At 73.8% G+C, this 19,960-nt stretch carries 15 protein-coding genes; all 15 read left to right on the top strand.

Translation table 11 applies throughout. From position 1 onward, the window contains the following. Window positions 1-48: 48 nt before the first annotated feature. The 15 genes from rsmH (at window position 49) to GCL72_RS06810 (ending at window position 19,928) form a co-directional block, all read left to right on the top strand. Window positions 49-1,053, top strand: coding sequence for a 16S rRNA (cytosine(1402)-N(4))-methyltransferase RsmH (rsmH, locus tag GCL72_RS06880; protein ID WP_153143948.1), 1,005 nt, complete (start codon window positions 49-51; stop codon window positions 1,051-1,053). Further along, a complete protein-coding gene (gene ftsL, locus GCL72_RS06875; RefSeq protein ID WP_153143947.1) occupies window positions 1,050-1,715 on the top strand; it encodes a cell division protein FtsL in 666 nt (221 codons plus the stop codon). The genes rsmH and ftsL overlap by 4 nt, the downstream gene beginning before the upstream one ends. A gap of 98 nt (window positions 1,716-1,813) precedes the next feature. After that, window positions 1,814-3,622 (top strand): peptidoglycan D,D-transpeptidase FtsI family protein, encoded by a 1,809-nt coding sequence (locus GCL72_RS06870; protein WP_153143946.1) that lies wholly within the window; start codon window positions 1,814-1,816, stop codon window positions 3,620-3,622. Window positions 3,623-3,838: 216 nt separating this feature from the next. Then, window positions 3,839-5,536: a Mur ligase family protein gene (locus GCL72_RS06865; protein WP_153143945.1), complete on the top strand. Its 1,698-nt coding sequence runs from the start codon at window positions 3,839-3,841 to the stop codon at window positions 5,534-5,536. Beyond that, a complete protein-coding gene (locus GCL72_RS06860; protein ID WP_153143944.1) occupies window positions 5,533-7,026 on the top strand; it encodes a UDP-N-acetylmuramoyl-tripeptide--D-alanyl-D-alanine ligase in 1,494 nt (497 codons plus the stop codon). The genes GCL72_RS06865 and GCL72_RS06860 overlap by 4 nt, the downstream gene beginning before the upstream one ends. Further along, on the top strand, window positions 7,020-8,123 hold the full coding sequence (gene mraY, locus GCL72_RS06855) for a phospho-N-acetylmuramoyl-pentapeptide-transferase (RefSeq protein WP_153143943.1): 1,104 nt from the start codon (window positions 7,020-7,022) through the stop codon (window positions 8,121-8,123). Before GCL72_RS06860 ends, mraY begins: the two co-directional genes overlap by 7 nt. Continuing rightward, window positions 8,120-9,877 (top strand): UDP-N-acetylmuramoyl-L-alanine--D-glutamate ligase, encoded by a 1,758-nt coding sequence (gene murD / locus GCL72_RS06850; protein ID WP_153143942.1) that lies wholly within the window; start codon window positions 8,120-8,122, stop codon window positions 9,875-9,877. The genes mraY and murD overlap by 4 nt, the downstream gene beginning before the upstream one ends. Further along, window positions 9,874-11,694, top strand: a complete 1,821-nt coding sequence (gene ftsW, locus GCL72_RS06845; RefSeq protein WP_246161056.1) for a putative lipid II flippase FtsW — start codon at window positions 9,874-9,876, stop codon at window positions 11,692-11,694. The genes murD and ftsW overlap by 4 nt, the downstream gene beginning before the upstream one ends. Then, the gene (gene murG / locus GCL72_RS06840; RefSeq protein ID WP_153143941.1) at window positions 11,691-12,899 is read left to right on the top strand and encodes an undecaprenyldiphospho-muramoylpentapeptide beta-N-acetylglucosaminyltransferase; all 1,209 of its coding nucleotides are present in this window, start codon (window positions 11,691-11,693) and stop codon (window positions 12,897-12,899) included. Before ftsW ends, murG begins: the two co-directional genes overlap by 4 nt. Window positions 12,900-12,941: 42 nt before the next feature. Next, on the top strand, window positions 12,942-14,447 hold the full coding sequence (gene murC, locus GCL72_RS06835; RefSeq protein ID WP_153143940.1) for a UDP-N-acetylmuramate--L-alanine ligase: 1,506 nt from the start codon (window positions 12,942-12,944) through the stop codon (window positions 14,445-14,447). Further along, entirely contained in the window at window positions 14,444-15,583 is a 1,140-nt protein-coding gene (locus GCL72_RS06830) for a cell division protein FtsQ/DivIB (protein WP_153143939.1), read from the top strand. The genes murC and GCL72_RS06830 overlap by 4 nt, the downstream gene beginning before the upstream one ends. Window positions 15,584-16,107: 524 nt before the next feature. Then, on the top strand, window positions 16,108-17,436 hold the full coding sequence (ftsZ, locus tag GCL72_RS06825; protein ID WP_153143938.1) for a cell division protein FtsZ: 1,329 nt from the start codon (window positions 16,108-16,110) through the stop codon (window positions 17,434-17,436). A 49-nt stretch (window positions 17,437-17,485) separates the two neighbouring features. Continuing rightward, window positions 17,486-18,313, top strand: coding sequence for a purine nucleoside phosphorylase YfiH/LACC1 family protein (locus tag GCL72_RS06820; RefSeq protein WP_153143937.1), 828 nt, complete (start codon window positions 17,486-17,488; stop codon window positions 18,311-18,313). 10 nt (window positions 18,314-18,323) lie between these two features. Continuing rightward, a complete protein-coding gene (locus tag GCL72_RS06815; protein ID WP_153143936.1) occupies window positions 18,324-19,130 on the top strand; it encodes a YggS family pyridoxal phosphate-dependent enzyme in 807 nt (268 codons plus the stop codon). Window positions 19,131-19,241: 111 nt separating this feature from the next. Beyond that, window positions 19,242-19,928, top strand: coding sequence for a cell division protein SepF (locus GCL72_RS06810; protein WP_153143935.1), 687 nt, complete (start codon window positions 19,242-19,244; stop codon window positions 19,926-19,928). The last annotated feature ends 32 nt before the right edge of the window (window positions 19,929-19,960 follow it).

Raw genomic sequence — 19,960 nt, 5'->3', positions numbered from 1 at the left:
GCGGAGGGGGAACCGGTCGCAGGGCCCCGACCCGATGACGGAGGCACGATGAGCGAGCGCGCGGCGTCCGAGCGGCACGTCCCGGTCATGCGCGACCGGTGCCTCGAGCTGCTCCGGCCCGGCCTCGACGCCGCCCGCGCCGCCGGCGAGACCCCCGTGGTCGTCGACGCCACGCTGGGCATGGGCGGCCACGCGGAGGCGCTGCTCGCCGTCGAGGACGACGTCGTCGTGCTGGGGCTCGACCGCGATCCGCAGGCCCTGCAGCTGGCCGGGGAGCGTCTCAGCGCCTACGGCGACCGGCTTCGCGGCGTCCGCACGGTCTACGACCGGGTGGACGAGGTCGCCGCCGAGAATCTCCCGGCCGGCCGCGGGCTCGCGGGCGTCCTCTTCGACCTCGGCGTCTCCTCGCTGCAGCTCGACGAGGCCGAGCGCGGCTTCGCCTACTCCTACGACGCCCCGCTGGACATGCGCATGGACGGCGGCGAGGACTCCCAGGACGAGACCGCCGCCGAGCTGCTGGCCCGGGTCTCCGAGGCCGAGCTGCGCACCATCCTGCGCGAGTGGGGCGAGGAGAAGTTCGCCGGCCGGATCGCCCGCTCCCTCGTCGCTCGCCGCGCCGACCGCCCCTTCGCCACCACCGCCGACCTCGCCGCCGTCGTCGACGCCGCAGTGCCGGCGGCCGCCAAGCGCACCGGCGGACACCCGGCCAAACGGACCTTCCAGGCGCTGCGCATCGCCGTCAATCGGGAGCTCGACGTCCTCGCCGACGCGGTGCCGCGGGCGATGGACGCGCTGGCCGACGGCGGCCGGCTGGTGGTGCTGAGCTACCACTCGTTGGAGGACCGGATCGTCAAACGGGCGATCTCCGCCCGCACCACCTCCTCGGCGCCGGTGGGCCTGCCCGTCGAGCTCGAGGAGCACAAGCCCACCTTCCGTGCGGTCACGCGCGGCGCCGAGACCCCCGACGACGCCGAAAGGGCCGCCAACCCGCGCGCCGCCTCCGCGAAACTGCGGTCCGCTGAGAAGATCAGAGCTGTGAGGAGCACGACATGAGCACACAGGCCGCCCCGGAGCCGGAGGGATTCTCCGGTGTCGCTCCGGAGACCCCGGGCGACGCTCAGCGCTCCCCGCTGCGCGCGACGCGACCGGCCCTGCAGGCGTTGCCGCGCCTGCGTCGTCGCCACCGCGGGCTGGTCGGCGGGATCATCGGGCTGATGGTCACCGCGCTCATCGCCGTGCTCGCCATCAACGTGCACATCTCGACGACCCAGTATCGGGTCGTCGAGCTCAGCGAGCAGCGCCAGCAGCTGGTCCAGCAGAACGAGGCGCTGGCCCAGCAGGTCCAGCACCTGGAATCCCCGCAGGTGCTCTCCGACAGCGCCGTCTCGCTGGGCATGGTCATGCCCGCCCGCTCGGGAGCCTTCGATCTGCAGTCCGGCGCCGTGGTCGGATCGGCCGAGGCCGCGGACTCGGGCGACCGCCCCTCGAGCTTCGTGGCGGCTCCGACGGTGCCCGGGCAGGAGGGCACGGCACCGATGGACGTCTCCGAGGAGGCCGCCGCGGCCCCCTCCGGACCGCTGGGGGCCGCGGCGCTGGACGCGCTGGCCCGCTCCTCGACGGCTCCGCCGGAGAGCGGCGCCGCGGGCGAGGATGACCGGCAGGTCTCCGCCGATCGGCTCGACGGCGGCACCGTCCCGGCGCCGTCGCTGGACTGAGCGGGGACGTCGCACACCAGGGTGCGCCGCAGGGTGCGCCCGACGGCGTGAGGGGCTGAGCACAGCCGGCGGGCCACGCCGGCGCAGGAGGACGAACGATGACGAGCACCACGGGCGGAACGACCCGGCGGCGGCGGCACGAGGCGATGGTCTCGTGGCGGCTGCGCATCGTGCTGTGCGTCTGTCTGGCGGTGGTGGCCGTCCTCGGGCTGCGCCTCTTCCAGGTCCAGGGGCTCGACCCCTCGGGACAGGCGCAGGCCGCCGTCTCCGAGCGGCTGCGCAGCCAGTCCGTCCCCGCCGAGCGCGGCGACATCCTGGACGCCGACGGCGACGTGCTGGCGACCAACGTGCAGCGCTACGACCTCGCCGTCGACCAGACGCTCGTCGACGACTACCGGGTGCGGGACGAGGCCACCGGGCTGGTCACCACGAAGTCCGTGGACGAAGCCGTCGGTCAGCTGGCCGAGATCCTCGACGCCGACGTCGAGACCCTGCGGGAGAGGATGACCGGCGACGAGCGCTACTCGGTGGTGGCGCGCTCGGTGACCCCCGAGCAGCGCCGCCGGGCGATGGATCTGGGCATCCCCGGGCTGAACGCCGAGCAGGTCGCCCAGCGGACCTATCCCTCCGGCTCGGTGGCCGGCTCGATCCTGGGCTACGTGGGCTCCGACGGGGAGCCGCTCGACGGCCTCGAGCTCTCCCAGGAGGAGGTGCTCTCCGGCGAGGACGGCGAGCGGGTCTTCGAAGTCGGCGCCGACGGGGTGAGGATCCCCACCGCCACGCTGGAGGAGATCCCGGCGGTCGACGGCAGCGACGTGCAGCTGACCGTCGACCAGGACCTGCAGTGGTTCGCCCAGGAGGCGATCGCGCAGAAGACCCACCAGTACGACGCCGAGTGGGGCAACGTCACCGTCATGGACGTCGAGACCGGCGAGATCCTGGCGATGGCCGACTCGCAGACGGTCGACCCGTCGAACCCCGGCGCCACCGACGAGCTCTTCCGCCGCCCGCTGGCGCTGACCCAGGACTTCGAGCCGGGCTCCACCGGCAAGGCCATCACCTTCGCCGCCGCGCTGGAGGAAGGAGTGGTCTCGCCGACGGACTCCTACACCGTCCCGCACGAGAAGGAATTCGACGGCCAGGTCATCCACGACTCGATGAACCACTCCACCTACGACATGACAGCGGCGGGCATCTTCGCCCGCTCCTACAACACCGGCACTGTGATGATCGGAAACCAGATGTCGGAGCAGACGCGCTACGACTGGATGCGCGAGGTCGGACTCGGCGGCGAGCTCGACGTCGGGATGCCGACCAGTGCGACCTCGTTGCTGCGGTCTCCGGAGGAATGGGACTCCCGGCAGCCGTTCACGACCCAGTTCGGCCAGGGGTACACCTCGACGGTGCTGCACAACCTCAACCAGTTCCAGACGATCGCCAACGACGGCGTGCATGTGCCGCCGCGGCTGATCTCGGAGACCATCGGCCCCGACGGCGAGGAGCAGCCCTACGACGCCGGCGAGTCCGAGCGGGTCTTCTCGTCGGAGACCTCGCAGGAGATGCTCAAGCTCATGGAGGGCGTCGTCGACCACGGCACCGGCGGCGGAGCAGAAGTGGCCGGATATCGCGTGGGCGGCAAGTCCGGCACCGGGCAGGCCGCCGGCGAGGCGGGCGGATTCGACGGCCTGACCACCTCCTTCGTCGGCGTCGCGCCGCTGGACGACCCGCAGTATCTGGTCTCGGTCACCGTGCACCGGCCGCAGGGCGACTGGAAGGACTGGACGGTCACCGACACCTTCCACGACGTGATGGCGCAGGTGCTCAGCACCCGCAACGTCGCGCCGACCGGCGAGGAGAGCGAGTCCTACGACGCGTTCGTCGGCGAGGAGCAGGACAGACCATGGTGACGTCGATGACGTCGGAGGGCCACGGGCGGCGCGTCCGACCGCCGTCCGGCCGGTCCGTGATACAACGGCATATCGATCGGGCCGTACAGCCTGCCCGGGCGGCTCCCGCCGTCCGGCGCGTCTGAGCAGTCCTGCCCGCCCGGGCACGCGCCGTCGCGCCCGGGATGCCCGCCCGCCGCGATCCTCCGCCCCGACGACCACGGAACGAGAGACCTCATGCCCCGCACTGACGCCCGGCTGTCCGTCGCCGAGCAGGACAGCGTCTTCCGCCCCCGCCAGGTGGCCGGCGCCACCGTCGGCGAGCTGGTCGAGGAGCTGCACGCCGCCGGCCACGACCCGCTGCTCAGCCCGGCCGGCCGGCTCTGGACGGGGGTGCGGGTGACCGGGGCGGCGATGAACCCGCAGGCCGTCGGACCCGGTGACCTCTTCGTCGCCGTCCGCGGCGCCCGCGCCCACGGGGCCGACTTCATCCGGGCCGCGCGCGACGCCGGCGCCGCCGCGGTGCTGACCGACCACGCCGGAGTGGACACCGTGCGCTCCGAGGTGGGGTATCGCATCCCGGTCATCGAAGTCCGGCGCGTCCGGCAGGCCGCCGGTCCGGCCGCCGCCCGCATCTACGGCAACTCGACGACCTCGGGGCCTGCGCTGTTCGGCGTGACCGGCACCAACGGCAAGACCACCACCACCTACTTCCTGCGCGCGCTGCTGGACACGCTCATGGCCCGCCGTCAGCGGGGCACCGGACTGATCGGGACCATCGAGATCAGCGCCGCCGGCGACCGCATCCCCTCGCAGTTGACCACGCCGGAGGCGGTGCAGCTGCACAGCCTGATGGCGCTGTTCCGCGAACGCTCAGTCGGCGCGGCGGCGATGGAGGTCTCCTCGCACGCGATCAGCTACGACCGGGTCGCGGGGCTGCACTACGACGTCGCCGGCTTCACCAACCTCACCCAGGACCACCTGGACATGCACGGCACCATGGAGGACTACTTCGCCGCCAAGGCGGAGCTGTTCACCCGACGGCGCACACGGACCTCGGTGATAACCGTGGACGACCCGTGGGGGCACCGGATGGCGACCGCGGCCACCGGCCGCGTGGTCACGCTGGCCACCGCCGGCCAGCCGACCGAGGTGGACTGGGAGGTCCTCGACGTCGCCCCGGACGGGCTCGGCCAGGCCTTCACGCTGCACCACCTGCGCAGCGGCGAGCGGATCCGCACCCGCACCGGCCTGCCCGGCGGCTTCAACGTCTCCAACGCCGCCCTGGCCGCGGTGATGGTCCTCGAGGCCCCGGACGGGGAGTTCTCCCGCGAGGAGGTCGTCGCCGCGCTGGAGGAGGAGGATCCGTTCAGCGTGAGCGTCCCGGGCCGCATGCAGGTGCTGGCCGACGAGCCGGCCGCACTGGTGGACTTCGCCCACAATCCGGATGCGATGATCCGCACGCTCGAGGCCGCGGCCTCGGCCAAGCCCGACGGCCGGATCGTGCTGGTCATCGGCGCCGCCGGCGACCGGGACCGCGGCAAGCGGCCGACGATGGGGGCGATCGCGGTGCGGATGGCCGACCACGTCATCGTCAGCGACGACGATCCGCACGGCGAGGACCCCGGAGAGATCCGTGCGGCGGTGCTCTCCGGCGCCCGCGAGGCGATCGAGTCCGGCACGCTGACCACCGAGCTGGAGGAGATCGTGCCGCGCGCCGCGGCGATCGAGCGCGCCGTCGCCGTCGCCTCGGGCGAGGACACGGTGATCATCGCCGGCCGCGGCCACGAGGTCCACCAGGACTACGCGGGCGAGCACCGGCCCATCGACGACCGGATCGAGCTGCACCGGGCGCTGCGCCGGGGCGGCTTCACGCCGCTGCCGCTGAAGGACACCACTGTCGACATGACACAGATCGGAGCCGAGCAGACATGATCGAGCTCTCCGCCGCCGAGGTCGCCGAGGCCGTCGACGGGCGCCTCGTCGGCGTCGTCGACCCGCATGCGGCGACCGTCGCGGCCGCCGACACCGACTCCCGGGCGATGGCCCCGGGGGCGCTGTTCATCGCCAAGCCCGGCGAGACCACGGACGGGCACCTGTTCATCGCCGAGGCGCTGGCCGCCGGCGCGGTGCTGGTGCTCGCCGAGCGCGAGACCGCCGCCGAGGACGGGACGCCGCATCCGGCGGTGATCGTCGACGACGTCGTCGCCGCGATGGCGCGGCTCGCCGCCGAGGTGGTCCGCCGCATCCGCGCGCATTCGCCCACGACCGTCATCGGCATCACCGGCTCGGCCGGCAAGACCACCACCAAGGATCTGCTGCGCGGCATCCTCGAGGCCGAGGGGCCCACTGTGGCGCCGCAGGGCTCCTACAACAGCGAGGTCGGCGTGCCGCTGACGGTGTTCACCGCCGCGCTCGAGACTCGCTTCCTGGTCGTCGAGATGGGCGCCGACGCGCCCGGCAACATCCGGGACCTCGCCGCCATCGTCGAGCCCGACGTCGGCGTGGTGCTGATGGTCGGCTCCGCCCACGCCGGCAAGTTCGGCGGGGCGGAGAAGATCGCGGCGGTGAAGCAGGAGCTGGTCGAGGCCGTCGGCGCCGAGGGCACGGTGATCCTCAACGACGACGATCCCCAGGTCCGCGCGATGGCCGACGCCGCCCGCGCGCCGGTCGCCTGGATCACCGCCGACTCGATGGACGTCGCCCCGCGTGCGGTCGCGGCCCAGCAGGTCATGCTCGACGACGACGGCCGCCCGCAGCTCACCCTCGCCTTCGGCGCGGAGCTGGTCGATCCCGACGAGCCGCGCACCGTCGAGCTGACCAGCGGACTCATCGGCGCCCACCATGTGACCAATCTGCTCGCCGCGGCGGCCGCGGCGGCCGTCGCCGGAGTGGGCCCGGCGGCGATCGGCGAGCGCCTGGACGGCCGCGGGGCCTCCAGCCGCTGGCGCATGGAGCGCGCGGAGCGGGCCGACGGGGTGACCATCCTCAATGACGCCTACAACGCCAGTCCGGAGTCGATGCGCGAAGCGCTGCGGACGCTGGCGATGATCTCCCGCTCGGCCGGCCGCCGCTCGGTCGCGGTGCTCGGCGCGATGCTCGAGCTCGGCGACGAATCCATCGCCCGACACGCCCAGCTGGGGGAGACGGTGGTCCGGCTGGACATCTCCCGGGTGCTGGTCGTCGGCGAGGAGGCCTATCCGCTCTACCGCTCCGCGATCGCGGAGGGGAGCTGGGGCGCGGAGGTTCGCTGGGCGGCCACCGCCGACGAGGCCGAGGAGCTGCTCGCCGACGAGCTGCGCACCGGCGACGTCGTGTTGTTCAAATCGTCCCACGGCGCAGGACTTAGACTGCTCGGAGATCGCGTCGCCGGCCGGGACGGCGACGCCCTCGACGGCAGCGGGAAGGCAGGTACCACGTGGTAGGAGTAGTGATCGGCTCCGTGCTGGGGCTGGTGCTGACGCTTCTCGGCACGCCGCTGTTCATCCGTCTGCTGGTCAGGCGCGGCTATGGACAGTTCATCCGGGACGACGGACCGACCTCGCACCATGTCAAGCGCGGCACCCCCACCATGGGCGGGGCGGTGATCCTGCTGGCGGTGGTCGTGGCGTACTTCGCCACCCATCTGCTGCTGACGCTCACCCGCGACGCCGCCGGCCCTTCGGTCTCGGGGCTGTTGCTGCTGCTGCTGACCGTCGGCATGGGCGCAGTGGGCTTCGCGGACGACTTCAGCAAGATCAGCCGGAAGCAGTCGCTGGGGCTGACCCCCTGGGCGAAGATCCTCGGCCAGGGCGTCGTCGGCGTGCTCTTCGCCGTGCTGGCGCTGAACTTCCCCGACGCGCACGGGCGCACCCCCGGGTCGACGGCGATCTCCTTCGTCCGTGACACGCCGCTGGACCTGGCCTTCGCCGGGCCGGTGATCGGCGGGATCCTGTTCGTCCTCTGGGCGAACCTGATCACCACGGCGACGACGAACGGGGTGAACCTCACCGACGGACTCGACGGCCTGGCCGCGGCGGCGACGGCGATGGTCACCGCCGCCTACACGATCATCTCGATCTGGCAGTACAACCAGCTCTGCGGCGGCTCCGGCGCCGTCGAGGGGGTCTGCTACAGCGTCCGGGACCCGCTGGACCTGGCGATGCTCGCCGGGATCATCACCGGCTCGCTCATCGGCTTCCTGTGGTGGAACACCTCGCCGGCGAAGATCTTCATGGGCGACACCGGCTCGCTGGCCCTCGGCGGCGCGCTGGCGGCCCTCGCGATCCTGACCAGCACGGAGCTGCTCTTCGTGATCCTCGGCGGGCTCTTCGTGCTGATCTCGCTGTCGGTCATCGTCCAGGTCGGCTTCTTCAAGATCTCCGGCGGCCGGCGCATCTTCCTGATGGCGCCGCTGCAGCATCATTTCGAGCTCAAGGGCTGGGACGAGGTCACCGTGGTGGTGCGCTTCTGGATCATCGGCGCCGTCGCCGTCGGCCTGGGGCTCGCATTCTTCTACGGCGAATGGGTGGTCTTCCAGTGACGGACCGGTCCGACTCCGCGCAGGGCCCGCGGGACCCGCAGGACGGCGCGAACGACAGCATGAACGACGAGGGGCTCGTCACCTCCGACGACGGCGACGCCGGTGCGGAGTACGCGGGCCGCCTCGACGTCGCCCGCACCGAGCCCGAGCGCGAGCCGCAGGTGCTGCCGTCGCTGCGCGGCTGGGACGCGCCGTGGAGCGAGCTCACCGTGGCCGTGGCCGGCCTCGGGCTCTCCGGCTTCGCCGCCGCCGACACGCTCGCCGAGCTGGGCGCGCGCGTGGTCGTCGTCGACTCCGGGACCGGGGAGCGGCAGCGGCGCAGCGCCGAGACGCTCGGACTGGTCGGCGTGGACGACGTCCGGCTGGGCGCCGAGCACGCCGAGACGCTGCCGCTGGTCGACGGCGCGGCCCCCGACGTGCTGGTCACCTCGCCGGGCTGGCGCCCCGACTCGACGCTGATCGTCCAGGCCGCCGCGCACGGCGTGCCGGTCTGGTCGGAGGTCGAGCTGGCCTGGCGGCTGGGTCCGCGGCCCGGGGCGAAGGATCCCGACTGGCTGGTGCTCACCGGCACCAACGGCAAGACCACCACAGTGCGGCTGCTGGAGTCGATGCTCGTCGCCGCCGACCTCCGGGCGGTGGCCTGCGGCAACGTGGGCATGCCGGTGCTCGACGCGATCCGCGACCCGGAAGGCTACGACGCGCTGGCCGTGGAGCTCTCCAGCTTCCAGCTGCACTACACCGAGCTGCTCGACCCGGTCGCCTCGGCGGTGCTGAACGTCGCCGAGGACCACGTCGACTGGCACGGCAGCTTCGCCGCCTACTGCGCGGACAAGGCTCGCATCTTCGAGAACACCCGGGTCGCCTGCGTCTACAACGCCGACTCTCCGCTCACCGAGCGGATGGTCCTCGAGGCCGAGGTGCAGGAGGGCTGCCGGGCGATCGGCTTCACCACCGATGCGCCGGGCCCGTCGATGGTCGGAGTCGTCGACGACGTCCTGGTCGACCGTGCGTATCTGGTCGCACGCCGGAGCCGGGCCCTGGAGCTCGGGCTGCTCTCCGACTTCGGGCCTGCGGCTCCGCAGCATCTGGTGGCCGACGCGCTGGCCGCCGCGGCGCTGGCCCGTGCGGCCGGCGTCGCGCCGGAGGCGGTGCAGGCGGGCATCCGCACCCACGAGCCCGGCGAGCACCGCATCCAGCCGGTCGCCCAGTCCGGCGACGTGTTCTGGGTCAACGACACCAAGGCGACCAACCCGCACGCCGCGAAGGCCTCGCTGACCAGCTTCACCGACGTCGTCTGGATCGCCGGCGGCCTGCCCAAGGGGGTCGACTACGACGAGCTCGTCGTCGCCGCCGCGCCCCGGCTGCGTCACGTGGTGCTGCTGGGCACCGACTCCTCCCAGCTGAGATCCAGCCTTCGACGACACGCGCCGGGCGTCTCGGTGGTCGGCGGAGGCGTGCGAGATGATGACGACGACGGGCGGCCGGACCGCTCGACGGCCCCGCTGGAGTGTCGTCTCGCCGACGTCGACGGCCGGGAGGCCATGCGGGCCGCCGTCGAGGAGGCCTCCCGCGTCGCCGAACCGGGGCAGACGGTCCTGATGGCCCCCGCCGCCGCCTCGATGGACCAGTTCACGTCCTATGCGACCCGCGGCGAGGCGTTCATCGAGGCCGTGGCGGAGCTGATGGACCGGCTGGGCCATCGGCGGCCCGCGGACGCCGAGACGACGGACCCGGGCACCACGCCCGAGGCGTGACGACCTCGGACCCGACGCCGGTGATGCGGCGCCCGGGCGCCGCCCGGGGCCCGGAGACGGCCCGCCGCGGACTCCGCCCGGAGGCGGAGCCGGAGATGCTCGAGCAGGAGGACGGAATGGACCGACGGCGACCTCGCGTGCCGTCCTCGTCGCGCCCGCGCGCGGAGGGCCCGGAGGAGGTGCACGGCGACTCCTGGACCCGCGCGGATCCCGACGCCACGATCGGCGACGTCGCCTCTCCGAACGCCGCTGACGCCGCCGACGCCGCGGCCCGGGAGCCGGGCGAAGAGGGCGAGGAGGGCGCGGAGGGCGTCACCGAGGAGATCGCCGCCGACCGGCGGCGCAGCCTCCGACCGGTCGCGGACGCGGAGGACGCCGTGGAGACCACCGCCGGCGGCGAGGCCGCCGGGGACGCCGGGGACCGGCCCGCGACGTCGGGGCCCGCCTGGCGGGAGCAGCGCCGTCGGCGCCGGCGCGAGCGGGTCCTCGGCTTCTGGCGCTTCGTGGAGGTCGGCAACACGCACAGCACCTTCTGGATGCTGCTGGGGTCGTCCCTGGCGCTGACCGCCGTCGGACTGATCATGGTGCTCTCCTCCTCGGCGGTGGAGACGCTCGGCAGCTCCGGCGGGGCCTACGGCCTCTTCCTCCGCCAGGCGATCTGGGCCGGGGTCGGCCTCGTGGGCCTGTTCGCGGCCATGCTGGCCCCGCGCCGCTGGCTCGACCGACTGGCCTGGCCGGCGCTGCTGCTCGCCCTGGTGCTGCTGGCCCTGGTGCTCACCCCGCTGGGCTACGGCGTCAACGGCAACCGCAACTGGCTGCGGCTGGGGCCGATCACCGGTCAGCCGGCCGAGCTGGCCAAGTTGGCGATGGCGGTCTGGTCCGGCTCGGTGCTGGCCCGCAAGGGTGATCTCGTCCGGCACGTCCAGCACGCGCTGGTGCCGGTGGTGCTGCCGGGCGGCCTCTTGGTGCTTGCGCTGGTCATGGCCGGCAAGGACCTCGGCACGGCGCTGGTCTTCGGCGCGCTCATCGCCGCAGTGCTGTTCACCGCGGGCACCCGGATGCGCTGGTTCGTCATCTCCGGGGCACTGGGCATCAGCGCGGCGGTGGGGCTGACGCTGGTCAGCGTCACCCGCATGCAGCGCGTGCAGGTGTGGCTGGGCATGGAGGGCGCCTGCGAGGGCGTCCGGGACCCCTGCTTCCAGCCGATGCACGGCATCTACGCACTGGCCTCCGGCGGCTGGTGGGGCGTCGGCCTCGGCCAGTCCCGGCAGAAGTGGAACTATCTGCCGGAGGCGGAGAACGACTTCATCTTCACCATCCTCGGCGAGGAGCTGGGCCTGCTCGGCGCGCTGACGGTGCTGGCGCTCTTCACGATGCTCGTGCTGGGGATGTTCCGCGTCGCGTCGCGGTCCCGCTCGCCCTTCGTGCGGATCACCACCGTCGGGATCATGGCCTGGATCATCGGCCAGACCGTCATCAACCTGGCGATGGTCACCGGGCTGCTGCCGGTCATCGGCATCCCCCTGCCGTTCATCTCCTACGGCGGCTCGGCGCTGACGGCGACGCTGCTGGCCGTCGGCGTGGTGCTGAACTTCGCCCGTGAGCAGCGCCGCGAAGTGCGCCTGGAGGAGACGGCCCCCGCCGCCGATCCGGGGCGCGGCGGCGCGGCCGACGGCCCGGACGCCCGTTCCGGCCCCCGAGACTCTACAGTGGATCCCGCCCCCGGAACGCGGCGCGGCGCGAGCAGGGGGAGGACGAGCTTGACTCCGCGCATCACCACGGACCCGACGACCAGGAAGCAGGACCCCACAGCATGAGCAGCCAGGGATCGGCCTCGCCGACGCCGCACGGTGCCCCGGAGGAGACCCCGGGCGTCTCGGTGGTGCTCGCCGGCGGCGGCACCGCCGGGCACGTCAGCCCGATGATCGCGATCGCCCGCGCCGTCGAGCGCCTGATGCCGCAGGCGCAGGTGAGCATGATCGGCACCGAGGTCGGCCTGGAGACGCGCCTGGTGCCGGAGGCCGGCTATGCGCTGGACACGGTGGAGAAGGTGCCCATGCCGCGCCGGCCCTCCCGGGACCTGCTCAGCGTGCCCGCGCGGCTGCGGCGTGCGGTGGCCGCGGCCGCCGAGATCCTGCGCCGTCGCGAGGCCGACGTGGTCGTCGGCGTCGGCGGCTATGTCTGCACTCCGGTCTATCTGGCCGCGCGCCGGCTGGGCGTGCCGGTCGTCGTCCACGAGGCCAACGCCCGGCCCGGCCTGGCGAACCGGCTCGGCGCCCGCTTCGCCGCCCATGTCGGCACCGCCTTCGAAGGCACGCCGTTGAAGCGGGCCGCCTGGGTGGGCATGCCGATGTCCCGGGAGATCTCGCAGCTCGACCGCGAGGCCGAGCGGGCCTCCGCCCGCGAGCGGCTGGGCCTGGACCCCGACCGGACCACGCTGGTCGTCACCGGCGGCTCCTCCGGGGCGCTCTCGCTGAACAGCGCCGTGGCCTCGGCGGTGGACGATCTCCTGGTCGGCGGCGCCCAGGTGCTGCACCTCACCGGACGGGACAAGGTCGTCACCGCCGCCGACGCCGGCTCGAGCGACGGCGTGGGCGACGCCGAGGCGCCGCTGAGCCGCCCCGGATACCACCAGCGCGAGTACCTGGACGGCATGGAGCTGGCCTATGCGGCCGCGGACCTGATCATCGCCCGCTCCGGCGCCGCCACCGTCTGCGAGGTCGCGGCGGTGACGCTGCCGGCAGTCTTCGTGCCGCTGCCGGTGGGCAACGGCGAGCAGGAGCTCAACGCCCGCGAGCTCGTCGACGCCGGCGGCGCGCTGCTGGTCAAGGACGAGCACTTCACCCGCGCCTGGATCCGGCGCAATGTGGTCCCGCTGCTCGAGGACCCGCAGATGCTGCTGACCATGCGGGACCACGCCGCCGAGCGCGGCATCGCCGACGCCGACGAGCGGGTGGCCGCCGCGGCGCTGACCGCCGCCGGCGTGCCCGAGGACCGACTGCCGGCCGACGAGGCCCGGTGAGAGCGGCTCCGTGCGCGGAGCCCCGCGAGAGAGGACGCTGCCATGACTGAAGCCGCCGCCGCGCCGCAGCGCGCGGAGGACCTGGGCCGGGTGCACCTGCTGGGGCTCGCCGGCGTCGGCGTCTCGGGCGTCGCGCGGCTGCTGCAGGCCGACGACGTGCCGATCTCGGGCACCGACGGCAAGGACCTGCCGGTCCTCGACGAGTTCCGCGCCGCCGGGGTGCCCGTCCGGGTGGGCTACCGCGCCGAGAACCTCGACTCGGTGGAGGAGGAGGCCGGGGCGCCGATCAGCACCGTCATCGCCTCCTCGATCGCCGCCGAGGGCAATCCCGAGCACGACGAGGCGCGCCGCCGCGGGCTGCCGATCCTGCACCGCTCGCAGGGGCTGGCGGCGGTGATGGCCGGTCGCCGCGGCATCGCCGTGGCCGGCACGCACGGCAAGACCACGACCTCCTCGATGGCCACCGTCCTGCTGGAGCGCGCGGGCCTGTCGCCGAGCTTCGCCGTCGGGGCGACCGTCGCCGGTCTCGGGGTCAACGCCGCCGCCGGGGAGGGGGAGTGGTTCGTCGCCGAGGCCGACGAGTCCGACGGCTCGCTGCTGAACTACCGCCCCGAGACGGCGGTGATCACCAATGTCGAGGCCGACCATCTGGACCACCACGGCACGGCCGAGGCCGTCCACCGGATCTTCGTGGAGTTCACCCGGCGCATCGCCGACGGCGGTCTGCTCGTGCTCTGCCTGGACGACCCGGGAGCTGTGGCGCTGCTCGAGGACGTCGCCGCCGAGCTCGCCGCCCGCGACGTCGAGGTGCTGACCTACGGGTTCTCCGCCGACGCTCGGCTGCGGCTGCACGAGCACCGCGACGCCCCCGCCGGGACGCTCGGCCAGCAGGTGCTGCTCAGCGGGCCTCCGGCCGCGGATCCGGAGCGCCCCGGCGAGGAGCCCGGAGACGACGAGGAGGCGCTGCTGCGGCTGACGGTTCCCGGTCGGCACAACGCCCTCAACGCCGCGGCCGCCGCCGCCGCCGGTCTGCGTGCCGGGGTGTCGCTGGCCGGGGCCGCGGAGGCGCTGGGCCACTTCCAGGGCGCCTCGCGGCGCTTCGACTTCCGCGGCGAGGTCGACGGGGTGGCCGTCTACGACGACTACGCCCACCATCCGACCGAGGTGGCCGCAGTGCTCGCCGCCGCGCGCGCCGCGGCGGGGGAGCAGCACGCGGTCCACGTGGTCTTCCAGCCGCATCTGTACAGCCGCACCCAGCTCTTCGCCGCCGAGTTCGCCGAGGCGCTGGCCGCCGCCGACACCGTCGCGCTGCTGGAGGTCTACCCGGCCCGCGAGGAGCCGATCGCCGGGGTGACCTCGGAGCTGATCGCCGAGCCGCTCTTCGCCCGGCCGACGCCGCCGTCGGGCGGGGTCCGCTCCCGCGAGGACGCCGTCGCGGCTACGGTCGCCGCGGCCGCCGCCGGGGACCTGGTGCTGACGCTGGGCGCAGGCGACGTGACCGCCCTGGGCGCGGACCTGGTCGAAGCGCTGGAGCGTCGCAGCCGATGAGTCCGCGACCGCCGCGCAGGCCGCGCAGCACCGGCCCGCCGCGCGAGGGCCGGAGCGCCGCGGAGGCGCCCGATCCCGCGCCCGACCGCGACATCGAGGGGCCCGCCGCTGCGCCGGTCGAGGAGGCCGGCGCTGCGGAGGCCGCGCCCTCCGACGCCGCCGACACGGTGGTACCGCTGACCCGTGACGTCCCGCTCGTCGCCGGTCTTCGTGCCGGCTCCGGAGCGGCGACGGGGGAGAGGCGCTCCCGCGCGGCGCGGAGGGGCCCGGAGGCGGGCGACGACGCCGAGCACCTCGCCGAGCATTCCGCGGAGCACCCCGGAGGCAGCACCGGAGGGAACGCCGGCGGGGAGGCCGAGGAGGAGCCCGAGCAGCGCCCTGAGGCGGCCGCCGACCTGCTGGCCTTCCCGGAGCCGGAGGTCGTCGTCCTTCGACGGCGTCGACGGCGCGGGGCGCTGCTGGTCCTCGCCGGGCTGGCGGTGCTGCTCGTGGTCGTGCTGGTGCTGGTCTTCTCGCCGCTGCTGACGGTGCGGCAGGTGCAGGTCGAGGGCAACGACCTGCTCACCGACTCGAAGGCCGAGGAGCTGCTGGAGCCGGCCCTGGGGCGGCCGATGCCCCAGGTCGGCGACGGCCGGGTGGCGGAGCTGCTGGACGAGGAGCCGGTGGTCGCCGACGTCGTCGTCCAGGGCGAGCTGCCCGACACCCTCCGGGTCGAGGTCACCGAGCACCCGCCGGTGGCCCGGGTCCATCGCGACGGACAGGTGGAGTATTTCACCGCCGAGGGCGAGGTCATCCGCAGCTGGCCGGAGGACGAGGCACCGGCGGAGGACGCCTACGCGACTCCGGAGATCGCCAGCGACGCCGCACTCGATCACCGGGCGGTCTTCGAGACCATCGTCGGGGTCCTGGGCGAGCTGCCGAGTGCGGCGCGGAAGAGCATGCAGTCGGCCACCGCCGATTCGGTCGACTCGGTGCGGCTGCGGCTGGACGACGGGCGCACCGTCCTCTGGGGCGGCGAGGACCGCGGAGCGCAGAAGGCCGCCGTGCTGGCCGCGCTGCTGGAGTCCGACGCCGAGGAGTTCACCGAGGTCGACACGATCGACATCTCCGACCCCGAGGCCCCGGTGACCCGATGAGCGTGCCGTGGGCCGCCCCGTGGTCGCTCCACCGCCCCGGGAGCCCTCGCGAGGGCACTCCGGAATCCGCCCGGAACCGGCACGCAGCCGGCCCGGAGCCCGCCGGGAGCGCGATCGGCCGGGGACTCGCCCCGCCGGCTGGAGGCCGCGGTCCTTCCGCGCCGGTATCCTGGTCGGAGACGAGGAACCTTCGACCCAGGTCGAACCTTCGCGGGAGACCTAAGGTTCAAGTGCAACTTCAACGTTGCCGAGGGTCTGTGACCACCACAAGAATGTCATGCAGTACGGAGGCTCCCGTCGTGGAGGGCGAGCCGCTGCGACGTCGGAGAGCATCCCGGGTCGGTCCGGTGTGACCGCGAACCATCCCGGCCCGGCCGGATGCCGACGACGGGTCAGCTGGAGCAGCCGTCCCCGCAGAGGGGGCGGAGGCTCCGCCGATTGGCAGTGAGGAGTCGCGCCGCGGTCGCCCGACGGCGGGAGCCTCCGTACTTTTCGACGTGAGAGACGAGCAAGGGACACACAACGTGGCAACACCGAACAACTACCTGGCCGTGATCAAGGTCGTCGGCATCGGTGGCGGCGGCGTGAACGCCGTCAACCGCATGATCGAGGTCGGTCTGCGTGGCGTGGAGTTCATCGCCATCAACACCGATGCTCAGGCCCTCCTGATGAGCGACGCCGACGTCAAGCTCGACGTCGGCCGTGAACTGACCCGCGGGCTCGGCGCCGGCGCCAACCCCCAAGTCGGCCGGGAGGCCGCCGAGGACCACGCCGAGGAGATCGAGGAGGTCATCCGCGGCGCGGACATGGTCTTCGTCACGGCCGGCGAGGGCGGTGGCACCGGAACCGGCGGCGCGCCCGTGGTGGCGCGGATCGCCCGGTCGCTCGGCGCGCTGACCATCGGCGTGGTGACCCGTCCCTTCACCTTCGAGGGCCGCCGCCGCGCGACCTCCGCCGAGGACGGCATCGAGGCGCTGCGCGACGAGGTCGACACTCTCATCGTCATCCCCAACGACCGGCTGCTGTCCATCTCGGACAAGAACGTCTCCGTGCTCGACGCGTTCCGCTCGGCCGACCAGGTGCTGCTCTCCGGTGTCCAGGGCATCACCGACCTGATCACCACGCCGGGCCTGATCAACCTGGACTTCGCCGACGTGAAGTCGGTGATGCAGGGTGCCGGCTCGGCGCTGATGGGCATCGGGTCGGCGAACGGCGAGGACCGGGCCGTCAAGGCCGCCGAGCTGGCCATCGCCTCGCCGCTGCTCGAGGCTTCGATCGACGGCGCCCACGGCGTGCTGCTGTCCATCCAGGGCGGCTCGGACCTCGGCCTCTTCGAGATCAACGAGGCCGCCCGGCTGGTGCAGGAGGTCGCCCACCCGGAGGCCAACATCATCTTCGGCGCGGTCATCGACGACGCGCTGGGAGACGAGGCCCGCGTCACGGTGATCGCCGCCGGGTTCGACCAGGTCGACACGGCGTCGCAGCCGATGGCGCAGAACGCCGGACAGCAGCTGCCCGGCTCGGGGGCGGGCCAGGGCTCGCCGTCGGCGCGGCCCCAGCAGCCGCCGCGCCAGCAGGCCGGCGGCCACCAGGCCGGCCAGCGGTCGGGCGCGCAGCAGAGCGTGCCGGGCACGGTCCCGGTCCAGTCCGCCGCCCCGCAGCAGGTGCCGGGCACTGTGCCGATCCAGCAGTCCGGCGAGGCGGCCCCGGCGGCCGGTTCGGCCGAGGAGCAGGACACCGCGCCGCAGCAGCGGCAGGTCCGGCAGGAGCAGCAGGACATCCCCGACATCGTCGAGTCCGACTACTCCGGCGGGCGCAACGACGACCTGGACGTGCCGGACTTCCTCAAGTGATCGGAGAGCTCCGGGCCGCGGCCGAGGGGCTGCGACGGACGCGGACCGCATGACCGCGCGTCCGAGGGGCGGCGCCGACGCCGGCTTCTGGTGGCATGGTGCTGCCGGGGCCGGCGTCCGCGTCGCCTTCACGTCGGCGGCGGCGGGGAACCTGGCGCTGCACGTGGGGGATGCCGCGGCGCAGGACGACGACGGCCCGGCGCGTCGTGAGGTGCTCGCCCGGCGTCATGCGCTGGAACGCCGCCTCGGCGTCGCCGCCGGCCGGCTGCGCTTCCTCGAGCAGATCCACTCCGCAGAGGTCCGCGACGCCGACGGGTCGGAGACTGCGGACGCGACGGCGCCTGTGGGCGACGCGTGGGTCTCGCCGCACGGCTCCCATCCGCTGGCGATCATGGTCGCCGACTGTCTGCCGGTGCTGCTGGTCGGCGCGCGGGGCGACGGCGGCGCGGTCACCGGCGCCGCCCACGCGGGCCGCCCGGGGCTGCTCGCCGGCGTGCTGGAGCGGACGGTGGAGCGGATGCGCGACCACGGCGCCGAGCAGCTGCGCGCCTGGATCGGCCCCGGCGCCTGCGGCCGCTGCTACGAGGTCCCCGAGGCCATGCACGCCGAGCTGACGGTCGGGCGGCCGGCGCTCGCCTCGCGCACTCGGGCGGGCACGTCCGGTCTGGATCTGCGGGCCGAGGCGCAGGCGGTGCTGGCCGGCCGCGACGTCTCGACGGCCGAGGTGTCCGGCTGCACGATCGAGGATCGCACGCTCTTCTCCCATCGGCGGGAGCCGGGCCGCGGTCGCTTCGTCGGCGTCGTCTGGCGTCCGGAGGGCGAGGACCCGCGGAGCGGCGGCGGGGCCCGCGGCGGTGACGCGGGCGCCCCGCGATAGAGTGGGGCGGATGGACACCACCCCGTTCGACGACGCCCGCCTGCGCCGCGCCCGCGACGAGGACGCCGATCAGCGGACCCGGGAGATCGCCGCCGGGCTGCTCGCAGTCCGGGAGCGGATCGCCGCGGCGGCCGCCGCCTGCGGCCGGATCGACCTCCCCGCGCTGATCGTGGTCACGAAGACCTTCCCCGCCGAGGACGTCGTGCGGCTGCACGACCTGGGCGTGCGCGAGGTGGGGGAGAACAAGCACCAGGAGGCCGCGGCCAAGGCCGCCGCCGTGGAGCAGGAGCTCGCCCGGCGCGCCGGCCGGGACCCGCAGGAGGCGGCGGCCGACGGCTCGTCGATGCGCTGGCACTTCGTCGGGCAGCTGCAGTCGAACAAGGCGCGCTCCGCGGCCGGCTACGCCGCAGCGGTGCACTCGCTCGACCGCGGCTCGCTGCTGACGGCTCTGGCCCGCGCCGCCGGCGACCGGCGTCAGCCGCTCGACTGCCTGGTCCAGGTGGACCTGCGCCGTGAGATCCCCGCCGACTCCCGCGGCGGCGCGGCTCCGGAGGCGGTGGCCGGCCTCGCCGACCGATTGGCCGTCTCCGAAGGGCTGCGCCTCGGCGGGCTGATGGCCGTGGCCCCGCTGGACGAGGAGCCCGCCGCGGCGTTCGCCCGGCTGGCCGAGATCTCGCGGCGGCTGCGCGAGGACCATCCGGAGGCGCAGATGATCTCGGCAGGGATGAGCACCGATCTGGAGGCCGCCGTCGCCGCGGGCGCGACACACCTGCGCGTCGGACGCGATGTCCTCGGGAAGCGCGGAACGGGCCGGTAGTCTCGGGTCCGCGCAGAGACATCGTCCGGAACCGTGACATGGTCCGAGACAGATCCCAGACACGCCCCCGAACCTCAGCGCAGGTTCAGTTCTTCCCTCAGGAGAGACTTCATGGCCGGAGCATTCAAGAAGACCATGATCTACCTCGGTCTGGCCGACGGCGAGGAGTACGACGAGGACTTCGGCGCGCAGCAGGGCGCCGGAGCCCCGGCCGCGAGCCGGGACGCCGCCGCGAGCTCCTCCCGGCCGGCGGCGGAGTCGCCGCGCCTCGCCGGCGACCGGAGCGCCGCCCGGCCGACGGCGGAGCCCCCGGCGACCTCCGGGGTCCGTGCGGGCTCCTCCGGCGACGGCTCGGAGGTCGTCGAGCTGGGGGCCGCGGGGCAGTCCTCGGCGCGCGGCCCCGCGTCCGCCGGCGAGCACAACAGCTCGTCGCTGGCCGTCGACCCGGAGTACCGGGCGCCGGTGACCCCGATCAAGCGTGCCCCCTCCTCCCGCGACGAGAGTTCCTCCATGCGCCGTATCACCACAGTCCACCCGCGCTCCTACAACGATGCTAAGGTCATCGGTGAGTCCTTCCGCGACGAGGTCCCGGTGATCATGAACGTCACCGAGATGGGGGAGGCCGAGGCGAAGCGTCTCGTCGACTTCTCCGCGGGGCTGGTCTTCGGCCTGGGCGGATCGATCGAGCGTGTGACGAACAAGGTCTTCCTGCTGACCCCGAAGAACGTCGAAGTCGTCGCGGACGAGCGCGGCGCCGTGGAGCCGGACTCCTCGGCCCAGTTCTTCAATCAGAGCTGATCCGCCGCCGCGCGACGTCGTCGCGCCGGCTC

Origin of the sequence: Nesterenkonia halophila (assembly GCF_009467795.1) — a bacterium.
GTDB lineage: Bacteria > Actinomycetota > Actinomycetes > Actinomycetales > Micrococcaceae > Nesterenkonia > Nesterenkonia halobia.
This window is presented reverse-complemented; position numbering and strand designations above follow the sequence as displayed.

What these genes read in the sequence shown, in the direction of transcription:
- rsmH (WP_153143948.1), top strand. Translation starts at nt 49, where the DNA reads ATGAGCGAGCGCGCGGCGTCCGAGCGGCACGTCCCGGTCATGCGCGAC.
- ftsL (WP_153143947.1), top strand. Translation starts at nt 1,050, where the DNA reads ATGAGCACACAGGCCGCCCCGGAGCCGGAGGGATTCTCCGGTGTCGCT.
- GCL72_RS06870 (WP_153143946.1), top strand. Translation starts at nt 1,814, where the DNA reads ATGACGAGCACCACGGGCGGAACGACCCGGCGGCGGCGGCACGAGGCG.
- GCL72_RS06865 (WP_153143945.1), top strand. Translation starts at nt 3,839, where the DNA reads ATGCCCCGCACTGACGCCCGGCTGTCCGTCGCCGAGCAGGACAGCGTC.
- GCL72_RS06860 (WP_153143944.1), top strand. Translation starts at nt 5,533, where the DNA reads ATGATCGAGCTCTCCGCCGCCGAGGTCGCCGAGGCCGTCGACGGGCGC.
- murG (WP_153143941.1), top strand. Translation starts at nt 11,691, where the DNA reads ATGAGCAGCCAGGGATCGGCCTCGCCGACGCCGCACGGTGCCCCGGAG.
- murC (WP_153143940.1), top strand. Translation starts at nt 12,942, where the DNA reads ATGACTGAAGCCGCCGCCGCGCCGCAGCGCGCGGAGGACCTGGGCCGG.
- GCL72_RS06830 (WP_153143939.1), top strand. Translation starts at nt 14,444, where the DNA reads ATGAGTCCGCGACCGCCGCGCAGGCCGCGCAGCACCGGCCCGCCGCGC.
- GCL72_RS06820 (WP_153143937.1), top strand. Translation starts at nt 17,486, where the DNA reads ATGACCGCGCGTCCGAGGGGCGGCGCCGACGCCGGCTTCTGGTGGCAT.
- GCL72_RS06815 (WP_153143936.1), top strand. Translation starts at nt 18,324, where the DNA reads ATGGACACCACCCCGTTCGACGACGCCCGCCTGCGCCGCGCCCGCGAC.
- GCL72_RS06810 (WP_153143935.1), top strand. Translation starts at nt 19,242, where the DNA reads ATGGCCGGAGCATTCAAGAAGACCATGATCTACCTCGGTCTGGCCGAC.